General features: G+C 58.3%; 16 protein-coding genes. 7 read left to right on the forward strand and 9 right to left on the reverse strand.

Features of this window, described 5'->3' with window-relative positions:
* Window positions 1-53: 53 nt before the first annotated feature.
* A complete protein-coding gene (gene crtI, locus GKIL_RS08920) occupies window positions 54-1,694 on the forward strand; it encodes a 15-cis-phytoene desaturase CrtI (RefSeq protein WP_023173206.1) in 1,641 nt (546 codons plus the stop codon).
* A 75-nt stretch (window positions 1,695-1,769) separates the two neighbouring features.
* On the opposite strand, the gene GKIL_RS08925 is transcribed toward crtI, so the two are convergent.
* The gene (locus tag GKIL_RS08925) at window positions 1,770-3,065 is read right to left on the reverse strand and encodes an IS4 family transposase (RefSeq protein WP_023173207.1); all 1,296 of its coding nucleotides are present in this window, start codon (window positions 3,063-3,065) and stop codon (window positions 1,770-1,772) included.
* A gap of 195 nt (window positions 3,066-3,260) precedes the next feature.
* Here GKIL_RS08925 and GKIL_RS08930 point away from each other — a divergent pair, with 195 nt between their 5' ends.
* Complete coding sequence (locus tag GKIL_RS08930) at window positions 3,261-5,009, forward strand: AIPR family protein (protein WP_223173816.1); 1,749 nt, start codon at window positions 3,261-3,263, stop codon at window positions 5,007-5,009.
* Window positions 5,010-5,227: 218 nt separating this feature from the next.
* Here the strand turns inward: GKIL_RS08930 and GKIL_RS08935 are convergent, their stop codons facing one another.
* Both GKIL_RS08935 and cax read right to left on the reverse strand, forming a co-directional pair.
* Window positions 5,228-6,025: a Uma2 family endonuclease gene (locus tag GKIL_RS08935; protein ID WP_023173209.1), complete on the reverse strand. Its 798-nt coding sequence runs from the start codon at window positions 6,023-6,025 to the stop codon at window positions 5,228-5,230.
* Between the two features lie 50 nt (window positions 6,026-6,075).
* Window positions 6,076-7,140, reverse strand: a complete 1,065-nt coding sequence (gene cax, locus GKIL_RS08940) for a calcium/proton exchanger (RefSeq protein ID WP_023173210.1) — start codon at window positions 7,138-7,140, stop codon at window positions 6,076-6,078.
* 90 nt (window positions 7,141-7,230) lie between these two features.
* Between cax and GKIL_RS08945 the strand changes: the two genes are divergently transcribed.
* Window positions 7,231-7,644: a hypothetical protein gene (locus GKIL_RS08945; RefSeq protein ID WP_023173211.1), complete on the forward strand. Its 414-nt coding sequence runs from the start codon at window positions 7,231-7,233 to the stop codon at window positions 7,642-7,644.
* Between the two features lie 39 nt (window positions 7,645-7,683).
* Window positions 7,684-8,202: a transcriptional regulator NrdR gene (nrdR, locus tag GKIL_RS08950; RefSeq protein ID WP_023173212.1), complete on the forward strand. Its 519-nt coding sequence runs from the start codon at window positions 7,684-7,686 to the stop codon at window positions 8,200-8,202.
* Between the two features lie 15 nt (window positions 8,203-8,217).
* On the opposite strand, the gene GKIL_RS08955 is transcribed toward nrdR, so the two are convergent.
* The 3 genes from GKIL_RS08955 to GKIL_RS08965 all read right to left on the reverse strand — a co-directional run bounded on the left by GKIL_RS08955 (window position 8,218) and on the right by GKIL_RS08965 (window position 12,863).
* Window positions 8,218-8,493: a hypothetical protein gene (locus GKIL_RS08955; protein ID WP_023173213.1), complete on the reverse strand. Its 276-nt coding sequence runs from the start codon at window positions 8,491-8,493 to the stop codon at window positions 8,218-8,220.
* A 74-nt stretch (window positions 8,494-8,567) separates the two neighbouring features.
* Entirely contained in the window at window positions 8,568-9,914 is a 1,347-nt protein-coding gene (locus tag GKIL_RS08960; RefSeq protein WP_023173214.1) for an FAD-dependent oxidoreductase, read from the reverse strand.
* Window positions 9,915-10,151: 237 nt separating this feature from the next.
* Window positions 10,152-12,863: an MGH1-like glycoside hydrolase domain-containing protein gene (locus tag GKIL_RS08965; protein ID WP_223173817.1), complete on the reverse strand. Its 2,712-nt coding sequence runs from the start codon at window positions 12,861-12,863 to the stop codon at window positions 10,152-10,154.
* Between the two features lie 160 nt (window positions 12,864-13,023).
* On the opposite strand from GKIL_RS08965, the gene GKIL_RS08970 reads away from it, so the two are divergent.
* Entirely contained in the window at window positions 13,024-13,728 is a 705-nt protein-coding gene (locus GKIL_RS08970) for a response regulator transcription factor (RefSeq protein WP_023173216.1), read from the forward strand.
* Between the two features lie 8 nt (window positions 13,729-13,736).
* Here the strand turns inward: GKIL_RS08970 and GKIL_RS08975 are convergent, their stop codons facing one another.
* Together GKIL_RS08975 and GKIL_RS08980 are read right to left on the reverse strand one after the other, a co-directional pair.
* Window positions 13,737-14,003 (reverse strand): hypothetical protein, encoded by a 267-nt coding sequence (locus tag GKIL_RS08975; protein ID WP_023173217.1) that lies wholly within the window; start codon window positions 14,001-14,003, stop codon window positions 13,737-13,739.
* 67 nt (window positions 14,004-14,070) lie between these two features.
* On the reverse strand, window positions 14,071-15,291 hold the full coding sequence (locus GKIL_RS08980) for a GAF domain-containing sensor histidine kinase (RefSeq protein WP_023173218.1): 1,221 nt from the start codon (window positions 15,289-15,291) through the stop codon (window positions 14,071-14,073).
* Between the two features lie 267 nt (window positions 15,292-15,558).
* On the opposite strand from GKIL_RS08980, the gene GKIL_RS08985 reads away from it, so the two are divergent.
* Window positions 15,559-16,053 (forward strand): sigma-70 family RNA polymerase sigma factor, encoded by a 495-nt coding sequence (locus GKIL_RS08985; protein WP_051382741.1) that lies wholly within the window; start codon window positions 15,559-15,561, stop codon window positions 16,051-16,053.
* Between the two features lie 76 nt (window positions 16,054-16,129).
* Window positions 16,130-17,350, forward strand: coding sequence for a bifunctional glutamate N-acetyltransferase/amino-acid acetyltransferase ArgJ (gene argJ, locus GKIL_RS08990; RefSeq protein ID WP_041243844.1), 1,221 nt, complete (start codon window positions 16,130-16,132; stop codon window positions 17,348-17,350).
* 308 nt (window positions 17,351-17,658) lie between these two features.
* Here the strand turns inward: argJ and GKIL_RS08995 are convergent, their stop codons facing one another.
* Window positions 17,659-18,693 carry a glycosyltransferase family 4 protein gene (locus GKIL_RS08995; RefSeq protein WP_023173221.1) on the reverse strand — a complete coding sequence of 345 codons (1,035 nt, stop codon included), beginning with the start codon at window positions 18,691-18,693 and terminating at the stop codon, window positions 17,659-17,661.
* Window positions 18,694-18,698 lie beyond the last annotated feature (5 nt).

Genomic DNA, 18,698 nt, shown 5'->3' on the forward strand with positions numbered 1-18,698 from the left:
CACCCTTCCAGTTCAAGTGTTAAGATTCGTGCTGGAGCAGTCGGGGGAAGGCTTTGGAGCGCAAGAAGGCAATCATTGTCGGTTCGGGCATCGGCGGGCTGGCCCTGGGTATCCGTTTGCAGAGCCTGGGTTTCGAGACAACGATATTTGAGAAGCTCGACGGGCCGGGCGGGCGGGCCTACGTGCGCCGGGCTGCGGGCTTTACCTTCGATATGGGTCCGACTGTGATCACGGTGCCCCACTTTATCGAAGAACTGTTTGCCCTGGAGCGCGACCGGCCCGCCCTCGACGCGCCGGATTTTCCCGCTTCGGTGCTGGCAGAAAATAGCCGCATCCGTTCCGGCGTAAGTGGCGGACCGGCTACTTCCAGATACGTCAAAATTATTCCGATTCTGCCTTTTTACCGCATCTACTTCGAGGACGGGGCGTACTTCGACTACGACGGCGACCCGGAGCACACCCGCGAGCAGATCCGCGCCCTCGCCCCCGACGATCTAGAAGGCTACGAGCGCTTTCATCGCGACGCCAGAGCGATCTTCCAGCGCGGCTTTCTCGAACTGGGCTTTACTTACTTTCGCGACATCCCCTCGATGCTGCGCATCGCCCCGGATCTGGTCAAACTCGACGCCGTGCGGCCTTTGTTCTCGTTCGTCAAGCGCTACTTCAAAAGCGACAAGCTCCGGCAGGTCTTCAGCTTCGAGCCCCTGCTCATCGGCGGCAATCCTCTGGCTGTACCGGCTATCTACGCGATGATCCACTTCGTCGAGAAGACCTGGGGCATCCACTTTGCGATGGGCGGCACCGGGGCGTTGGTGCAGGGCTTCGTGCGCAAGTTCGAGGAATTGGGGGGCACGATCCGCTACCAGAGCGAAGTGGCGCGTATCGAAGTGACCGGCAGCGGCAAAGACCGTCGGGCCACTGCCGTCCTGCTCGCCAATGGCAGCCGCTACCCTGCCGACCTCGTCGCCTCCAACGGCGACTACGTGAACACTTACTTAAAGCTCATCGACCGCCCCCACCGTCCCTCCCACCCGGACGTGCGCCTGAAGCTCTCCCGCCAGTCGATGTCGCTGCTGGTGATCTACTTCGGCTTCCGGGCCGACGGATTGGATCTCGACCTGCGCCACCACAACATCATCCTCGGCCCCCGCTACGAAGAACTGCTAAAAGACATCTTCAGCCGCAAGGTGCTGGCATCCGACTTCTCCCAGTACCTGCACATCCCTTCGATTACCGACCCCAGCCTCGCCCCGGCAGGCCACCACTGCGCCTACACCCTGGTGCCCGTTCCCCACAACGGCAGCGGCCTCGACTGGTCGAAGATCACCGACCCCTTCGTAGACACAGTGCTGGGCTTCCTCGACGATCGGGGCTACATTCCGGGACTGCGCGAGCGGCTGGTCTACAAGAGCTGCATCACCCCCGACTACTTCGAGCACACCCTCAACAGTTGGCTGGGCAACGGCTTCGGCGTCGAGCCGGTGCTCTGGCAATCGGCCTACTTCCGGCCCCACAACAAGTGCGGAGACATCTCCAACTTCTACTTAGTTGGAGCAAACGCTCAACCGGGGGGCGGCACCCCGGCGGTGATGATGTCCGCCAAGATGACCGCCCGCGAGGTGGCCCGCGACTTTAACCTCTCCTTCGACAGCATTGAGAGCCTGGCCCAACCTGCTTCCCCGAGAGCTATCTGATTTCATTACCAAGCAGGGAGCATTACATTAATCCTTTACCCTCATCCGTGACAAGTTAAGGTCACGGACGGTTTGTCAAGTAGGGTGAGGAGCAACATTGAGGCGGACTTCTGGTTTTCGGATCGTCTTGAGCACACCCAAATCTTTGTTCTTCGGCGCTGACAAATACTCGACTACATCACTGGCTATCCCACGATTGGCGGCATTGCAAAAGTGATACAGCCCCCGATACACCATCTCCTGCGAAATCCGCTCGTACTCGACAGACAACGCCTCTGCCACCGCATCGCTCAAGTCCACCAGCACACTGTAAAACAGCCAACTCGCCCAGACTTGTAATTGCACGCCATTGATTGAACCGGTCCACAGGTACGACAACCCCAACAAGCGCTTAACGATGCCAAAAGCTGTCTCAATATTCCAGCGTCTACTATACAAATCTGCTACGACAAAAGGCGGCAACACGGTTGGGTCGAGCACCGAGGTCAGATAGCTGTACCAGGTATTGCCCTGCTTCACTTCTACCAATCGCAGCACAGGCAACTCTCCCTTGCTGGAGGTGAGCAAAATGGTGCGCTCCCGGTGGTAGGCACTTTTAGAAAGGCTTTCGACCACCACATAAGTCGTGTTTTTCTTCATCCGACTCAGAAACTGGCCACCACCTGCAAGAACACGGGCGAACTCGCCAAAGTCATAAAACCCCCGGTCCAAAACCAGCAATATGCCCGGACGGACGCGGGAATGTAAGGCTGGCCAGAAAGTGGTGTCATGGGCCAGTGGCTGCTCCTCAAACCATACATCCACCGGCAGATGAGTACACATGTCCAGCAGCGTGCAAATCTTCCCCCCAAGCACTCCTGCGGGTTGCTCCTGGAGGCTGTCGAGTTTGCGGAACACCGCTTCGAGCGTCGAGCCGTCTGCTATCCAGAGCGCCTCAAAGTGTTTTTTTGCGATTTGGAGGGCGACGGGTAGGGGACGGGTGCGCTGTTGCTGACGTTGCTGGAGGGTGGGAAGCAATGCTTGCAGGACAGAAGCGAACAATCCTGCAGCAAATGCCAGCAGACGCTGGGACAAAGCTTGCTGAGAGACATCGACCGCCGTACACCAGAGGAGATTGTCTCTTGCGAGCATCCGGGCCAGTTCATGGACTGAGGGTACCTGCCGCCAGATGAGGGTGAGCGTGGCTGCGACCATCAGTGGCAAGGAGAGAATGCGCTCGCGTAGGCCCAGTTGGCGATAGCTGGCAAGTTGGCTGTAGACCGCAGGCTTGAGAAGCAGGGTGAGGTGCTCTTCAATCTGCTCACTGGTGGGAGCGCTCATGCGGCGGGAGCGCACGTGGTCAGGGTGACGAGTCTTCTTGTTGGTTGTCATGCCGCCTAAACTAGCAAAGCGGCAGGCTTGACAAAAACATGATTACCTTAACTTGTCACCCATGCTTTACCCTTGTTCGTTAGATAAGAAGATCTTCTTATCTTAAGAAGCAGAAGCTTATTTAAATCTGGATAAGATAGTCACGACAATCTTGACAAGCGATGTGCTGTTTGAGAAGCTCTATCTAGAATACTCGTGGCCTTGGTCGAAAAGATGTCACAGCAATTTAACAGCATCCAGCTCATTGATCTTACGTATAATAGTATGCTTACCCTGATACATCCATATCTAGTTTCAGGACGTACTGAATCCGCAGCTTTTCTTCACTGGTTTTTGGTACACATATATAGACTTGATCAAATGTTGGTCGAAGATATTGTTTGTGATGGACCTCAAGATAGAGGAATTGATGGAATATATGTGGATGAACATGAAGAGTACATAGACGTTTTTCAAACAAAAATTACACAGAATTCTTCAAGGACACTAGGCGATGTTGTACTAAAAGAGTTTTTAGGAACACTTCATCAATTTCAAACAATTGATAAAGTAGATTTATTAATCGCAACTGCTTCAAATCCTCAGCTTAAGGGCCTCCTTCTGGAAAAACGGAGCTTCTTTGAAAGAGGCTACCCTATACGAGGAATTTTTGTAACTAACATGGCAAAGAATGTTGACTCTGATAACTACTTGGAATCACTTGAGAGTGATACTAATATCGCGGATAAAAACGTTGAATTAAAAGTATGGGATAAGACTCTTATAGAGAGAATGTACGTCCCCGGAGAGCGAGCGATTCCCTCTACAACCGAAGCGTCTTTCGACATTTCTTACACCAATATAATTGACTATAACGTAGGTAACAGGGCAAGAGTTATAATTGCACCGATATCCGCTACAGATCTTGTACATCTAGATGGTATCGATAACCAGAAGATTTTTGATTTGAACGTAAGAAAGAGTCTTGGTAAGACTAAAGTAAACAAGGATATCACAAAGAGTATAGGAGATTTGAATGAACATAATCAGTTTATACTTTACCACAATGGGATTACAATCATTTGTAGTAGGGTTGATGTAGATTCTGAAAAAGGCAAAATAAAAATTCAGGGTTATGCAGTTGTCAACGGATGCCAGAGTCTGTCTTGCCTGTACGATAAACGTATGCAAGTAACACCTGATTTGAAAATACTTACGAGGATAGTAGAGATCCAACCTGGGTCAGATCAGTTATTATCAAAAATTACATACAATAGCAATAATCAAAATGGTGTAAAAGCAAGGGATTTTCGCTCGAATAGTATTGTGCAAGTTAGGCTTCAAAATGAGATTAGACAGAACTACCCTAAATATTTTTATCAAATCAAACGTGGCGATGATCCTGGAGAAGCAGTTATCATTGATAGTGAACTTGCTGGCAAATTGTTGATTGTGTTTGATTTAAAGCAACCTTGGACAGTACATCAATCATATAAAATATTTGATGAAATGCATCAGGAAATATTTGCTCGACCAGAAGTAAATGGTGGCAGGATAGTTACTCTATTTGAAGTAATGAACGAGATTGAAAGGCACTTGAACACTATTGAGCCTCAGATTTTTGGCCGCTACCAAATGACTAAGTTCTTTATTTTATATATCTTACGCGAGATACTTGACTCAGACCCGATTGGCAAGAAGTTTTGTCGCAAACCTGAGACGTTTTATGACACCGAAAAAGATTTGCAAAAATTGATTACGTGTATTCAACAACTGATTATAGATTTAGTCGTCGATCTCAATGGAGAATTTAGTGAAGAAGGTGCTAACTTCGATTTCAAAAGAGTATTGAAAACGCAAAGTTTATCTCGTCAACTAGCAAGGAAAGTAGTTGATGCTCATCAAAAGTTAGTATCGAGAGGACGAATCGACTCATTTTCTGCAGCCTGGGATGAAGCTAACTAAATCATTTTAAAGATTGTAAGCCTTTAGAAACTACATACAAAGAGAAGTTGAATCAATCAGCTAACCGCCACGTATACCACTCCCTAATGGTCTCCGACTATTGTTCGTAGTCTTTGCTCGAGAAATTGCAGGACTGGCCATGAAATATCTTGAGAATCACAAGGACTTAAATAACTCGGATAGCGCACGAACAACAAAGTAAACCATGCGAGAGCAGCCTACATACTCTCTGGATCGATTCCTGCTGCTTTGAGTCGTTCGATAAGTGCCTGGGTGCGTTGTTCAGCTTCTCTAGCACGTTGCTCTGCCAAGTCTGCCCGTTGCCGCTCCAGTTCGGCTCGCTGCTGCTCCTGAATCCGCTTTTCCTGCTCGGTAGGGATCCACTGCCCTTCACTGTCGTACCACCGCAACCACTGCCGCTCCCAGTCGGCAAATCTCCCCCTCCACAAGCCCAGGCCAATCTGCAGCTCTGCTATCCACAGACGACTCTCGGCTTGCTCCTGGTAAAACCCGTCTTCGAGCCGGAATATCTGGAGTGTGTCGTCTACCCGGTTGAAGAGCACGTAGTAGGGCACCTGCAATATTTGCTCGTACACTTCCCACTTCGAGGGCGGTTGCTGGCCGCGCAGCGTCAGCCCCTGGTCCTCTTCGATCGTGTTGGGGGAAAGCAGTTCGACGACGACGAGGGGCGAGCGCCCTTCCTGCCAGCGCACATAGCTGAGGCGGCCCCCTTCGACGAAGCGAGGCACACCGACGGCGGCGAACCAGTCCGGACGCTTGTAGTAGCGGGTGGTCGCTGAGTCGTAGTAGATATTCAAGTCGGCGGCAGTGAGCACCTGATCGATGGGCACGGTCTTTGGCTTGAAGGTCTGGCTGAGCAGTTGGGGCTGCCAGTCGTGGAACTGGTCGGGCAAACCGGGCTCCTCGGGGTTCTCGCTTGGTAAATCGTACATCGTTGGCAAGGAGGGGTCTGCCAGCGGCGTCGGAAATGGGGAACCTGGTTTGAAGGCACTCATCGCTTCACCCAAGCGGCACGGTGGCTTTTAGTCTATCTTTTCGGACACTCTCAAGGATGAAAGAGAAAGGCGAAGGCGACGATCGCGTAGGTGGCAAGCAGTTGTACCCCTTCGAGCCAGTTGGAGCGGCCATCGCTGGCGACGGAGTTGACGATCGTCACAGAGACGATCACCGCCACCACCTCGAAGAGGTTGAAGTCGAGGTCCATCGGCCTGCCCATCGCCCAACCCGCCAGCACGAGCACCGGGGCAACGAACATGGCAATCTGCAGGCTGGAGCCGATCGCGATCGTGAGGGCCAGGTCCATCTTGTTCTTCATCGCCACGGTGACGGCGGTGGCGTGCTCGGCAGCGTTGCCCACCAGCGGCACGATAATCACACCGACAAACAGTTCAGTCAGCCCGAGGGCGCTGGTCGTCTTCTCGATTGCCCCCACCAGAAACTCGGACTCGAAGGCGATGAGCACCGTCGCCCCTAAAAGCGTCGCCACCGCCAGCGGCACGTTCACCTTCGATCGTGGATGCTCTTCTTCTTCTCCCTCGACCAGTTCGTACAGGTAACTGTGGGTGCGCAGCGAGAAGATGAGACTCAAAATGTAGACAGTAATAAGAATCAGGGCCGTCGCAAGCGACAGGTTGCGAATCGCCCCCGGCACCAGTTGCGGCGTCGTAGCGTGGACCGCCGCCGGCAAGAGCATCGCGATCACCGCCAGCGTCATCAAGGAAGCGTTCAATCGGGCGACGATGGGCTGGAACTCCTGCTCCTTGAACTTCAGACCGCCTAAGAACACCGCCAGTCCCACCACCAGCAATATGTTGCCGATGATCGAGCCTGTGAGGCTGGCTTTGACGACCGAGTAAAGCCCGGCGTTGAGCGCCACCAGGGCGATGATCAGTTCGGTGGCGTTGCCGAAGGTGGCGTTGAGCAGACCACCGATCGTCGGCCCGCTCACCACGGCAATTTCTTCGGTGGCCTGGCCCATAAATTTGGCCAGCGGCACGATCGCGAGCACCGAGGTCGTAAAGATGACGACCGGATCCCAGTGCAGCAGTTCCGCTGCGATCGAGACCGGCACAAAGGCGAGCATCGCCAGAAAAAACCAGTTGCTTTTCATCTACACCGCAGGGTGAACAGGATCCAGCTAGGGCTATCCTGGCTGGATCGTATCACTGGCTAAGATAGAGATAGATTTGCGCGGTGCAGCATGATCCATGCTCTGATCTGGTTGCCCCTGCTCGCCCTGTTTGGCTATCTGGCCTGGGCGGGCTGGAACGAGTACCAGAAAGTTCAGGCGTATAGCCAGTGGGCACAGGACTTTGACAACGCCAAGTACGACCTGCTCGCCGTCGCTGGCCGCAAGGACAATCGGCTGGTCTGGGGACGACCGACGCGCAAGGGTCCTATCGATCTGCAGTCTGTCTCGCTGCAGACAGTCAAGGACGTTTCTCTTTACATCGATGGCAGGCCAATCAGCCCAGAAACTCCACCGGCAAAAGCCCGGCAAATCGCCCTCCGCCTTACCCTCGCTGATCCCCAGAGGCAAATATCTATACCGTTTACCGAGGCTCCCCTCGCTGCCCGCTGGTGTAAACTTCTGCAACAAAATCTTGTCAGCTAACCAGTTTCGCCCCCGAAACTGATTCAATAGTCGGTAATTATGCTTTGCCCGTTTTGCTCCTACTCCGATAACCGTGTCCTCGAGTCCCGATTGGCCGAGGAAGGGGAGAGTGTGCGCCGCCGCCGCGAGTGCAAGCAGTGCCGTCGGCGCTTCACCACCTACGAGCGCATCGAATTTGTCCCGACCGTCGTGATCAAGCGCAACGGGCGACGCGAAAACTTCGACCGCTCCAAGGTGCTGCGCGGCGTGACGATTGCCTGCGAAAAGACCGATGTTCCACCTGAACTCATCGAGCAACTCGTCGATGACCTGCAGGCCGAGCTGCAGCAGCGCTCCAGTCGCGAGGTGACGAGCGCTGAGATCGGTGAAATCGTCCTCAGTCTGCTCAAGCCCCTCAACGAGGTCGCCTACGTGCGCTTCGCCTCGGTCTACCGCAAGTTCAAGGGTGTGACCGATTTTGTGAGCGAACTGCAAAAATTTGAAGCGAACGCCGAACTCGATACGCTCAAGGCGAGGCTCGAACGCCTCGCCGCAACGCCCGAGCAGCAGGGCGACTGAGGCATCTTTTTGCCCTCAGTCCTGGACGACCTCGACGGCGTGGATGCGGTTGACATCGAGAGTTTCTTGCCGGTCGCCCATTTTGTAGTGCAGGAACTCGGTGCCGTCGTGGGTCACCAGATCGACGGGTTCGACGACGATCTGTTCGTGAAAATCTTTAAGTTGAAGGCGCAGTTTCTGGTGCAGGGTGATCGCCGATTCGAGCACATCCAGCTCGTCGCAGCGGCTCAACTGGTCCGGGTACGGCTCACCCGCCCCTTCGATGCGATCGGCGTGCATTTTTTCAGACATCTCGCTTTCCTCCCAAGACTTCGATGGTAGAAGTTTAGCGCCAGTGGCGCTTCCTCCTCGCGGTACAGCGCACTTTAAGTCAGCAGGCGGGCGAGGCTCGGCAGCGCTTCGCCGTAGGTCGGATGGATGTGGACCGACTGCTCAAGCAGTTGCCAGCTTGAACCGGCCTGCATGTGGGCGAGCAGCACATGCACCAGTTCGGCGGCCTCGTAGCCCACCAGCGTCGCCCCGAGGATGCGATCGGTCTCACTATCGACCACCAGTTGATAAAAGCCCAAGTCGTGTCCCCACTCGATGGCGCGGGCGATGTAGGTCATGGGCAAAGTGACGGCGCGGGTCTTAAAACCCTGTTTTTTGGCCTGCTCACCGGTGAATCCGACCCGGCCCACCTGGGGCTCGGTGTAGACGGCATAGCCGAGTACCCGGTCGTCGCGGCGGCGATCCTCGCCTTTGAGGATGGCTGTGAGGCGGCGGTAGTCCTCCCAGGAGACGTGGGTAAAGGCCGGTTGACCGGCAACGTCGCCGATGGCGTAGACGCCGGGGGCCGTCGTCCGAAACTGCTCGTCGATCTTCACGTAGCCCTGCTCGTCCAGTTCGACACCGGCGGCGGGGGCGTCGAGGGCATCGGTGTTGGGTCTGCGGCCAGTGGCGACCAGGAGCGCTTCGCCTGTCAGGGTAGAACCGTCGCTTAGATGGAGAGTGTAGATGCCCTGTTCGTAGTGCAGTTGATCGACTCTGACCCCGAGGTGCAGGTCGATATTGTCGCGGTGAAAAGCCTCGGCCAAAACGTCGCTGACTTGCTGCGCTTCGCTATTGAGCAGGTGCGCGTGGCGGTGGACAAGATGCACTTTGCTGCCGAGGCGGGCCAGCCCCTGGCCCAGTTCCAGGCCGATGTAGCCGCCTCCGAGGACGATGGTGTGCTCGGGCAGGTTCTTTTGATCGAAGAAGTTGAGGTTGGTGAGGACGGGCACCTCCCTCAGGCCAGGGATCTCGGGCAGTTGGGGCGAGGTGCCGGTGTTGAGGACGATGAGCGGTGCCTGGACGCTCACCCCGCCGCCGGTGATCGTCTGGCCGTCGCTGAAGCGGCCTTCGGCGCGCACGACGCGCACGCCTGCTTTTACGAGGCGCTGCTCGACCCCCTGGTTGAAGCGGTCGCGGATGCTGCGTACCCGCTCCATCACCTGGGCAAAATCGACTCTGACCTCGGCGTGGATGCCAAGGGCGGCGGCCTGTCTTGCCCGCCCGGCGGCGTGGGCGGCGGCCAGAAATGCTTTGGAGGGGGTGCAGCCGTAGTTGATGCAACTGCCGCCCAGGCTGCGGCGCTCGAAGAGCACGACCTGTTTGCCCGCCGCCGCCAGATCTGCGGCCAGGGGGACGCCGCCCTGTCCGCTGCCGACAATTACTGCGTCTACCCGCTCCATACCTGTCTTCTCCACTGCCACGTTCTAGAGGATTTGAATCCACCGCTGCGCTTCTGGGGCGATAGAGAGATTGCTTTCGTCGCTTGTTGTTTTTGAGTATAGCTGGAAATGTCCCCCACCTCCCCATACCCCCCTGCCCCCCTTTCCCCTCCTTCCCCCGCCGGGGAAAGAGGGGAAAGGGGGGTTCACTGTAACTGGGCTGCCCACTGGCTCGGCGAAGTAAGTTCTGGATTTGTCTTACTCCCCTCGCCCCTTGTGGGAGAGGGGCTGGCCCCTTTTGGGGCCAGGTGGGTGAGGGGTGACGGTGGCCGGGGAGCGCCGGGTAGCAAGCTGAGAGATCAAGTTGGCCACCAGGCCCGTCCAGCCGGTCTGGTGGCTGGCACCGATGCCAGCACCGTTGTCGCCGTGGAAGTACTCATAGAAAAGCAATAGCTCGGGCTGGAAGGGCAGGTGGGTACCGCCGAAGACGGGCCGCTGTCCCTGGGGGTCGGTTTTGAAGATCGAGACGAGGCGGCGGGAGAGTTCGGCGGCGACCTCGTCGAGGGTTTGATACTGGCCTGTGCCGGTCGGGCATTCTATCTGGAAGCTGTCTCCCCAATAGCGGTAGAAGCGCTGCAGTGCGCCGATGAGCAGGTAATTTACCGGAAACCAGACCGGCCCCCGCCAGTTGGAATTGCCGCCAAACAGGCCACTACTCGATTCGGCAGGCTCGTAATCGACCCGGTGGAGCGTCCCATCTGTTTCGAAGAGATAGGGCTCGCGGGCGTGGCAGCGGGAGATGGCCCGGATGCCGTGGGGGCTTAAAAATTCGCTCTCGTCGAGCAGGCGGCCCAGGATTTGCCGGAGTTTGTCGCGGTTGACGATGGCAAGCAGTCGGTGGGCACCGACGCCCGGCGTCTCCATGCAGGCGACGTTTTGCCTCAGATCGGGCCGGTTGTGGATGAACCACTCCAGGCGACGCTTGAAGCCCGGCAGCCGTTCGAGAGTCTGGGGGCCGAGGGTCTCGATCGCCAGAAGCGGTATCAGGCCCACCAGCGAGCGCACCTTCAGGCGCAGGTGCCGGTCGTCTTCGAGGTGCAGCACGTCGTAGTAAAAGCCGTCCTCTTCGTCCCATAGCTCGATGTCCTCGCCGCCGATGTGGTTCATCGCGTCGGCGATGTAGAGAAAATGCTCGAAGAATTTGCTCGCGATGTCCTCGTAGGCGGGGTTTTCGAGGGCCAGCTCGATCGCGATGGCGAGCATGTTCAGGCAGTACATGCCCATCCAGCTGGTGCCGTCGCACTGATCGATGTGGCCGCCGGTCGGTAGCCGGGCGCTGCGATCGAAGACGCCGATGTTGTCGAGACCTAAAAAGCCTCCCTGGAAGACGTTTTTTCCTTCGGCGTCCTTGCGGTTCACCCACCAGGTAAAGTTGAGCAGCAACTTTTGAAAGACGCGCTCCAGAAACACGCGGTCGGTGCGGCCATAGATTTGCTGCTCGATCTGGTAGACCTCCAGTGTCGCCCAGGCGTGGACGGGCGGGTTGACGTCGCCGAACTGCCACTCGTAGGCCGGAATCTGGCCATTGGGGTGCATGTACCATTCGCGGGTCAATAGTTCGAGCTGGCTTTTGGCAAAGTCCGGATCGATGAGTGCCAGAGAAACTGCGTGGAAGGCCAGATCCCAGGCGGCGAACCAGGGGTACTCCCACTTGTCGGGCATCGAGAGGATGTCCTCGTTGTAGAGGTGGAACCACTCGTGGTTGCGGCCCCGGCGGCGCTCAGCAGGCGGGGGCGGTCCTGCCGGGTCGCCCGCGAGCCACTGCTCGACGACAAAGTGGTAGTACTGCTTGTTCCAGAGCATTCCGGCAAACGCCTGGCGCTGGATCTGGCGCTCCTCCTCGCTCAGCCCGGCGGGGGCGAGGCGCTGATAAAAGGCGTCCGCCTCCTCGATCCGCTCGCGAAAGACCATCTCGAAGTCGCTGTCGAACGGATCGGCGAGATCAGCAGCGTTGCTCAATCGCAGGCGGACCACCTTCGTCTTGCCGGGGCGGATCGTCGAGACGTAGTGGGCGGCCACCTTCGTGCCGACTGCTTCTGGGTTGACCGCGCCGGTCTGCCCATCCACGACGCAGGCGTGAAAGGCGTCCTTGACGTAGGGGGAGCGGTTGGGCGCGCCGAAGAGACGCTCGTTGTTGGTCTCGTTCTCCGTAAAAAGCAGTTCTCGTGGGCCCTCGCAGTAGAGCCAGCGCTTGCCCAGAATCGGGTGGTCAGCCTCGACGCAGCGGCAGGGCGTCTCGGCGTCGAGCCCCCGCAGGCTGGGTCTTGGACTCTCCGGCTGCCACGACCAGGTGTTGCGAAACCAGAGCGTCGGCAGCAGGTGGATGGGCTTTTCCTCTGGGCCGCGATTGGTGACGCTGATCTGGATGAGCAGGTCTTCCTGGGACGCTTTGGCGTACTCGACCACCACATCGAAGTAGCGATCGTCGGCGAACACGCCGGTATCTACCAGCTCGAACTCGGGCGCTCCCCGCCCCCGCCGCCGGTTCTCCGCCACCAGTTCGGCGTAGGGAAACGCCCGCTGGGGATACTTGTAGAGGTACTTCATGTAGGCATGGCTGGGGAGATTGTCGAGATAGAAGTAATACTCTTTGACGTCCTCGCCGTGGTTGCCCTCGCTGCCCGAAAGGCCAAACAGCCGCTCCTTGAGAATTGGATCGGCCTCGTTCCAGAGGGCGACGGCAAAACACAGGTACTGGTGGTTGTCGCTGATCCCGGCGATGCCGTCTTCTCCCCAGCGGTAGGCGCGGCTCCTCGCCTGGTCGTGGGGAAGGTAGTCCCAGGCGGTGCCGTTCTCGCTGTAATCCTCGCGCACGGTGCCCCACTGGCGCTCCGACAGATAGGGTCCCCAGCGCCGCCAGTGCGCCTGGCGGGTACGGGAGGCAGCCAGTCTCTGTTCTTCTGCTGTCATAAAATGCTTCTTCTCCCAGGAGGCAGGCACCTGGCACCTGTAGAATGCCGTTGCCTTACATGAGATACGCGCCGCTGCGCTCCAGTAGATGAGCCCTACTTGTGCCACCGGGCGACGGCAGTAGTATGGATGGGCTACTGTCTTTCAGCGTGCTTGCATCGTGGGTGGTCATATTTTACTGGTCGAAGATGAGCCGAAGCTGGCTCGCTTCGTCGAACTGGAATTGCTGAGCGAGGGCTACCGCGTCCACCTTGCTCCCGACGGCATCGCCGGTCTGACGGCGGCGCGGGAAGAGCCGCCGGACCTGATTTTGCTCGATTGGGAATTGCCGGGTCTGTCGGGGCTGGAAGTGTGCTGCCGCCTGCGCAAGACCGGCAGCCGGGTGCCGGTGATTTTTCTGACGGGCCGCGACGAAGTGAGCGATCGGGTCCGGGGTTTAGACGCCGGAGCGGACGATTACCTCACCAAGCCCTTCAGCATCGAGGAGTTGCTCGCCCGCATCCGGGTGCGCCTGCGCCAGCAACAGCCCCCAACTGCCGACCCAAACGTGCTCAGCTTCGAGGACGTTCGGCTCAACCGCCTGACGCGGGAAGTTTTTCGGGGTGAGCGCAGCGTCGAGCTGACGCCCAAAGAGTTCGAGTTGCTGGAGTATTTTTTGACCCACCCCAGACAGGTGGTGACCAAGAGCGGCATTCTCGAAACAGTCTGGGGCTACGACTTTATGGGCGACTCGAACATCATCGAAGTCTACGTCCGCAATCTGCGCCTCAAGCTCGAAAAAGAAGGTGAAGCGCGGCTCATCCAGACCCTGCGGGGCGTAGGCTACATCCTCCGGGTCGTCCCGCCGCTCCCTGGCCACGAGTAGCGCTGAATTTAAGATTTGCGGTTCGGCGGAAATTCTTTTTTCATCGCCGCCATCTCGGTCTTCATGGCACTCAATTCCCGGCGCATGACATCGATTTCTGCCTGCATCTTCTTGAGTTCTTTTTCAAAGAAGGCGCGCAATTCGGCTGGAGAATCGCCGCCGCTCTTGACATCGGCGCTGCCCTCCTGGGCGAGCAGTACCGGTTCGGCAAAGGCGCTTTGCACGGGCAGGACGACGAGGGCGGCGCTCAATAGCAGGATCGTCGGTTTGAACATCGAATGGCTCCTCAAAGTGTGGTGGACTTATGAGGAATACGCGCCCGGTTCGGGGAATGGATGAAGTCTAATCGGTGGCCCGCAGTCGAATACAGATGGTTGTTCCTTCCGCCGGATTCGAGCGGATGTGCAATTCGCCGCCGTGGGCCTCGACGATGCGCCGGACGATCGCAAGTCCCAGCCCGGTTCCTGCCGGTTTGGTCGAAAAAAATGGTTCGGTAACCCTGGGCAGATCCGCCGGGGCGATCGGTTCCCCGCCGTTGTGGACCGCCAGTTCTACCTGAGCCTGCCCATCGACCGCTAGCTGCCAGGTGATGGGCTCGGTGGGGGTGACAGCCTGAGCGGCGTTCAGGCCAATATTGATCAAAGCCTGCTTGAGTTTGTCGCGGTCGCCCAGCACCCGCACCGGACCGGGATCGTCGAAGCGCACCCGCTGGCCCTGGGTACGCAACGAGTCGATCACTTCCTGCACCAACTGGGTGAGATCGACTTCGTGCAGGCGCAGAACCTGGGGCTTGGCGTAGAGCAAAATTTCACTCAAAAGCCGCTCCAGCCGGGCCGACTCCTCCAGCGCCAGCGCCAGCCGCTCCTGGGCAGCCGCAGGCAGAACCTGACGGCGAAAATAGCGCAGCACCCCGCTTACGGTCGTAAGAGGATTGCGAATCTCATGGACGATCGACGCGGCAAATTCGCCGATCGCCGCCAGCCGCTCCCGCTCTACCAGCTTTGCCTGGGCAGAGCGCAACTGCTCGGTGCGCTGGAGGATCTCGGTTTCTAGCGAAGCGTGGAAGTTGCGCTCCCGCTCGTAGAGATGAAAGTTGTCGAGGGCAATCGCCGCCCGCTCCGCGAACATCTCGACGATGCGCACCTCCGCCTCCGAGTAGTGCCGCGCGGTGCGGTGAAACGAGCAGATCGAACCGATCACCGTGCCCTGGGGCGTGCGCAGGGGAATACCCAGGTACGAGCGATAACCGGCGGGGCCGCGACCGTACTCCGGCTGTTTTTCGACATCGTCCACGATGAGCGTCTGGCCGGTGGCGACCACGTAACCTGTCAGGCGGCCATGCAGCGGGTAATAGCGGCTGCGCTCGCCCATATCGATGCTGCTTGCCATCACCGTCTCGGTGCCGTCCTCGCAGAAGGTGACCACCGACCAGTCGATCCCCAGCAGTTCGCTCACTCCATCGGCGATCGTCTGCAGGTACACCTGCAGGTCGCCGGTGCGGTAACTGAGCGAATAGAGGATGTCCAGCAGGCGTTGGGCGTTTTGCCAGGGTGGGGCGTTCATCGCAGTTACAGTCAGGCTCGGCGGCAGGCTGAATGGTGCCTGAATGTAGATTAACGATTTGCTGAAGCGCAAATAAATGATCTTTCAGGGATTCGCTGCCATTTTTTGCGCAAACCGTCATCGTCCGATCAGCCCCTGCCGTCATTCTGGAGCCATGACAAACAACAGAAAGCCCGGCAAGGAGTTTCCAATATGTACTGCGAATCTGGCCCATTGAACACGGATTTTCAGTTGTCAACAATCTTCAAGTGCAGCAAATCCCAGGCAATGGACAGGCTGTACCGGCAGTACAACCGCCTGGTCTTCCGCACCGCCTATCGGCTCATGGGCAACTTTCAGGAAGCGGAAGATCTGGTGCAGGAAATCTTTCTTGCCCTCTGGCATCGCTTTCCCTACGACCCGCGCCGGGGCACGATAGAGAGTTTTTTGCGCACCCTCACCCGCTCGCGCTCGATCGACCGCCTGCGCAGCCAGCAAGCCTCCCGCCGCTCCCTCGAACGGCTGGGCAAAAATCAACAGAGCCTGCCGCAGCCTCCTGCTCCCCTCGATCGCTGTGCCGAGGAGGAGCGTTCCGCCGGCCTGCGCGCCGCCCTCAGCCAGCTACCCGCCCCCCAGCGCCAGGTGCTGGAACTTGCCTACTACGCCGGCCTCAGCCAGAGCACGATCGCCAGAACCTGCAATGCGCCCCTCGGCACCGTCAAAAGCTGGGCCAGACAGGGCCAGCGCAACCTGCGCCGCGAGATCGAAAAAAGTGGAGTGTAGGTATGCGAGTTTAAGGAGGCTGCCCTCCCAGACATGGACAATCCTATAATCGCTTCGGATACGAGCGAGAAGCGATGTGAGCGATTGGAACTGGGTTGAGGGTGGTATAACGGCGGCGCGCGGATTTCGAGCATCGGGAATGATCAGCGGCATCAAACCTTCCGGTAAGCCGGATCTGGCCCTCGTTTTTTCAGAAGTACCGGCAACAGCGGCGGGAGCATTTACGACCAACCTCGTGCAGGCCGCCTCGGTCATCTACGACCGGGAACTCCTCAAGCGACGCGAGAGCGTGCGCGCCATCGTCGTCAACTCCGGCAACGCCAACGCCGCTACTGGCGAGGCGGGCTACCGGGCTGTTCTGGACACAGCCCGGCTGCTGGCCGATCTGCTCGCGATCGAGCCGGAGGAGGTGCTCGTCGCCTCCACCGGTGTCATCGGTGTGCCTCTGCCCGTCGAGAAGATCCAGGCTGCTGCGCCGCAGCTGGTGGCAGACGCCGCAGCGGATGGTTCTGAGCGGGCAGCCGAAGCGATCTTGACCACTGACCTTGTTCGCAAGCAGTGCGCTCTGAGCGCCGTTATCGCCGGCAAGACCGTCCACGTGGGCGGGATCGCCAAAGGGTCCGGGATGATCCATCCGCAGATGGCGACGATGCTCGCCTTTATCACCTGCGACTGTGCCGTCGCCGCGCCGCTCTGGCGGCAGATCGTCCGGCGGGCGGTGGACCGCTCCTTCAACCAGATCACCGTAGACGGCGATACCAGTACCAACGATCTGCTCGTCGCCCTGGCAAACGGCGAGGCCAAAAATTCACTCATCGATGACCCGCACAGCCCGCAGGCAGAACTGCTGGAGCAGATGGTCACCGCCGTCTGCATCGACCTCGCCCAAAAAGTTGTCCGCGACGGCGAGGGGGCAACCAAGGTGGTCGAGGTGCAGGTCAAAGGGGCAGCCGACGATGCCGCCGCCCGTCAGATCGCCCTTACGGTGGCAGGTTCGTCGCTCGTCAAAGCGGCGATGTTCGGCAACGATCCAAACTGGGGGCGGCTGGCGGCAGCAGCGGGCCGGGCCGGAGTTCGCTTCGATCCCGAGAAGCTGGCGATTCGCCTGGGCACCTTTGCCCTGATGGAGGCGGGGCAGCCCCTCGTCTTTGACCGGGCAGCCGCTTCGCACTATCTCAAGAGCGCACCGACGGTCGTAGTCTTTTTGCAGGTCGGCGAGCAGGCTGGAACTGGGACGGCCTGGGGCTGCGATTTGAGCTACGATTATGTCAAGATCAACGCCGAGTATACGACCTGAAAAAGTATCACTGTCGTAGGCGGGTTGCTGTCTGCTGACGACGAACTTGTTGCCGTTGGAGCAGGTTGGGAAAGCACCGATAAGCTACCGGAACCGGCCATCGGTGCTATCGCCAGTGCAAGCAACGATCAGCTATCAAACGGAAAACAATAAATAACACCAAAATTTTACATTTACTCGATCAACAACACTTGTATCGGTTATATGATCGCGGTCAGCAGGCGCGGCTCGGGGGGAAATACAGAGAGAGCCTCGCCCTTTCCTACTTAGCGATCGTCCGGTGCGTACACCGGAAATATAGGGTTGATTTAGCGAAAGTCTGTCAGCACCCGTGCGGTGAGCATGGCGCTGCGGCTCCAGCGAAACTGCTCTACCCGCTGCAGTCCCCGCGCTATACAGTCCTGGCGGAGGCCGGGCCGGGCCAGATAAAAGCAGATCTTCTCGGCGAGGGCACGGTGGTCGAGGGCATCGAAGCATAGCTCCGCGTCGCCCACCACTTCTATGAGGGACGATCCAGCCGCCGCCAGCGCCACCACCCCGCAGGCCATCGCTTCGAGCACCGGCAGCCCGAATCCCTCGCACAGCGACGGATAAACGAACAGATCCGCGTTGGCGTACAGGGCAGGCAGATCCGCGTCGGCGACGTAGCCCAGCAGGCGGATACCTGCGGTCTGGTCGGGTGCAACATCGACGTCGGCAAAGTTGCGGTGGCGATCGCCTGCGATCAAGAGTTCGTAGCCCCTCAGGCCCAGGTGCCGCTGGGCGTAGGAGAACGCCTTCAGCAGGGTTGCAACGTTCTTGCGCGGCTCCAGCGAGCCTACGTAGAGCAGATACGGTGCGCCGATACCGTAGCGGGTGCGGATTGCGGAGGACGCCGAGCGCAGCGACGGCACAAACCGTTCGCTCACGCCGTTGGGTACCACCGTCACTTTTTTTTCGTCCACGCCGGTGCCGGCGAGAATCTGGCGGCGCGAAAATTCGGAGACGGTGAGGATGTGGAGAGCCCGGCGGGCTAAAAGCGGGATGAGGGTGCGGTAGTAGAGCTGAAAGGCGGGCCGGTAGAACTGGGGATAGACCAGCGGCACGACATCGTGCAGGGTGATCACGTTGGCCGGATGGGCGAGCGGTGCCAGGTTGCAGGGATTGAAGAGCACCGTATCGCGGGCGAGCCGAGCAGGCAGAATGGCCTGCTCCCACAGGTGCTGGTAAGCGCTCTGGGCGGAGCGGGGGCGCTCGACGCGCAGCGGCCCGTACTCGGGCAGGCGGGCAAGCAGCTCGTGGGCGTAGCGCTCGACGCCTGTGATCCGTTTTCTGAGCAAAAATCGGCCATTGACGGCGATCATGGCTG

Origin of the sequence: Gloeobacter kilaueensis JS1, assembly GCF_000484535.1 — a bacterium.
In the GTDB taxonomy this organism is placed as follows: domain Bacteria; phylum Cyanobacteriota; class Cyanobacteriia; order Gloeobacterales; family Gloeobacteraceae; genus Gloeobacter; species Gloeobacter kilaueensis.

Coding starts and splice junctions, on each gene's coding strand:
- GKIL_RS08960 (WP_023173214.1), bottom strand. CDS start 9,914: ATGGAGCGGGTAGACGCAGTAATTGTCGGCAGCGGACAGGGCGGCGTC.
- GKIL_RS08995 (WP_023173221.1), bottom strand. CDS start 18,693: ATGATCGCCGTCAATGGCCGATTTTTGCTCAGAAAACGGATCACAGGC.
- GKIL_RS08975 (WP_023173217.1), bottom strand. CDS start 14,003: ATGTTCAAACCGACGATCCTGCTATTGAGCGCCGCCCTCGTCGTCCTG.
- GKIL_RS08945 (WP_023173211.1), top strand. CDS start 7,231: ATGATCCATGCTCTGATCTGGTTGCCCCTGCTCGCCCTGTTTGGCTAT.
- GKIL_RS08985 (WP_051382741.1), top strand. CDS start 15,559: ATGGACAGGCTGTACCGGCAGTACAACCGCCTGGTCTTCCGCACCGCC.
- GKIL_RS08965 (WP_223173817.1), bottom strand. CDS start 12,863: ATGACAGCAGAAGAACAGAGACTGGCTGCCTCCCGTACCCGCCAGGCG.
- GKIL_RS08925 (WP_023173207.1), bottom strand. CDS start 3,065: ATGACAACCAACAAGAAGACTCGTCACCCTGACCACGTGCGCTCCCGC.
- cax (WP_023173210.1), bottom strand. CDS start 7,140: ATGAAAAGCAACTGGTTTTTTCTGGCGATGCTCGCCTTTGTGCCGGTC.
- GKIL_RS08955 (WP_023173213.1), bottom strand. CDS start 8,493: ATGTCTGAAAAAATGCACGCCGATCGCATCGAAGGGGCGGGTGAGCCG.
- nrdR (WP_023173212.1), top strand. CDS start 7,684: ATGCTTTGCCCGTTTTGCTCCTACTCCGATAACCGTGTCCTCGAGTCC.
- GKIL_RS08980 (WP_023173218.1), bottom strand. CDS start 15,291: ATGAACGCCCCACCCTGGCAAAACGCCCAACGCCTGCTGGACATCCTC.
- GKIL_RS08935 (WP_023173209.1), bottom strand. CDS start 6,025: ATGAGTGCCTTCAAACCAGGTTCCCCATTTCCGACGCCGCTGGCAGAC.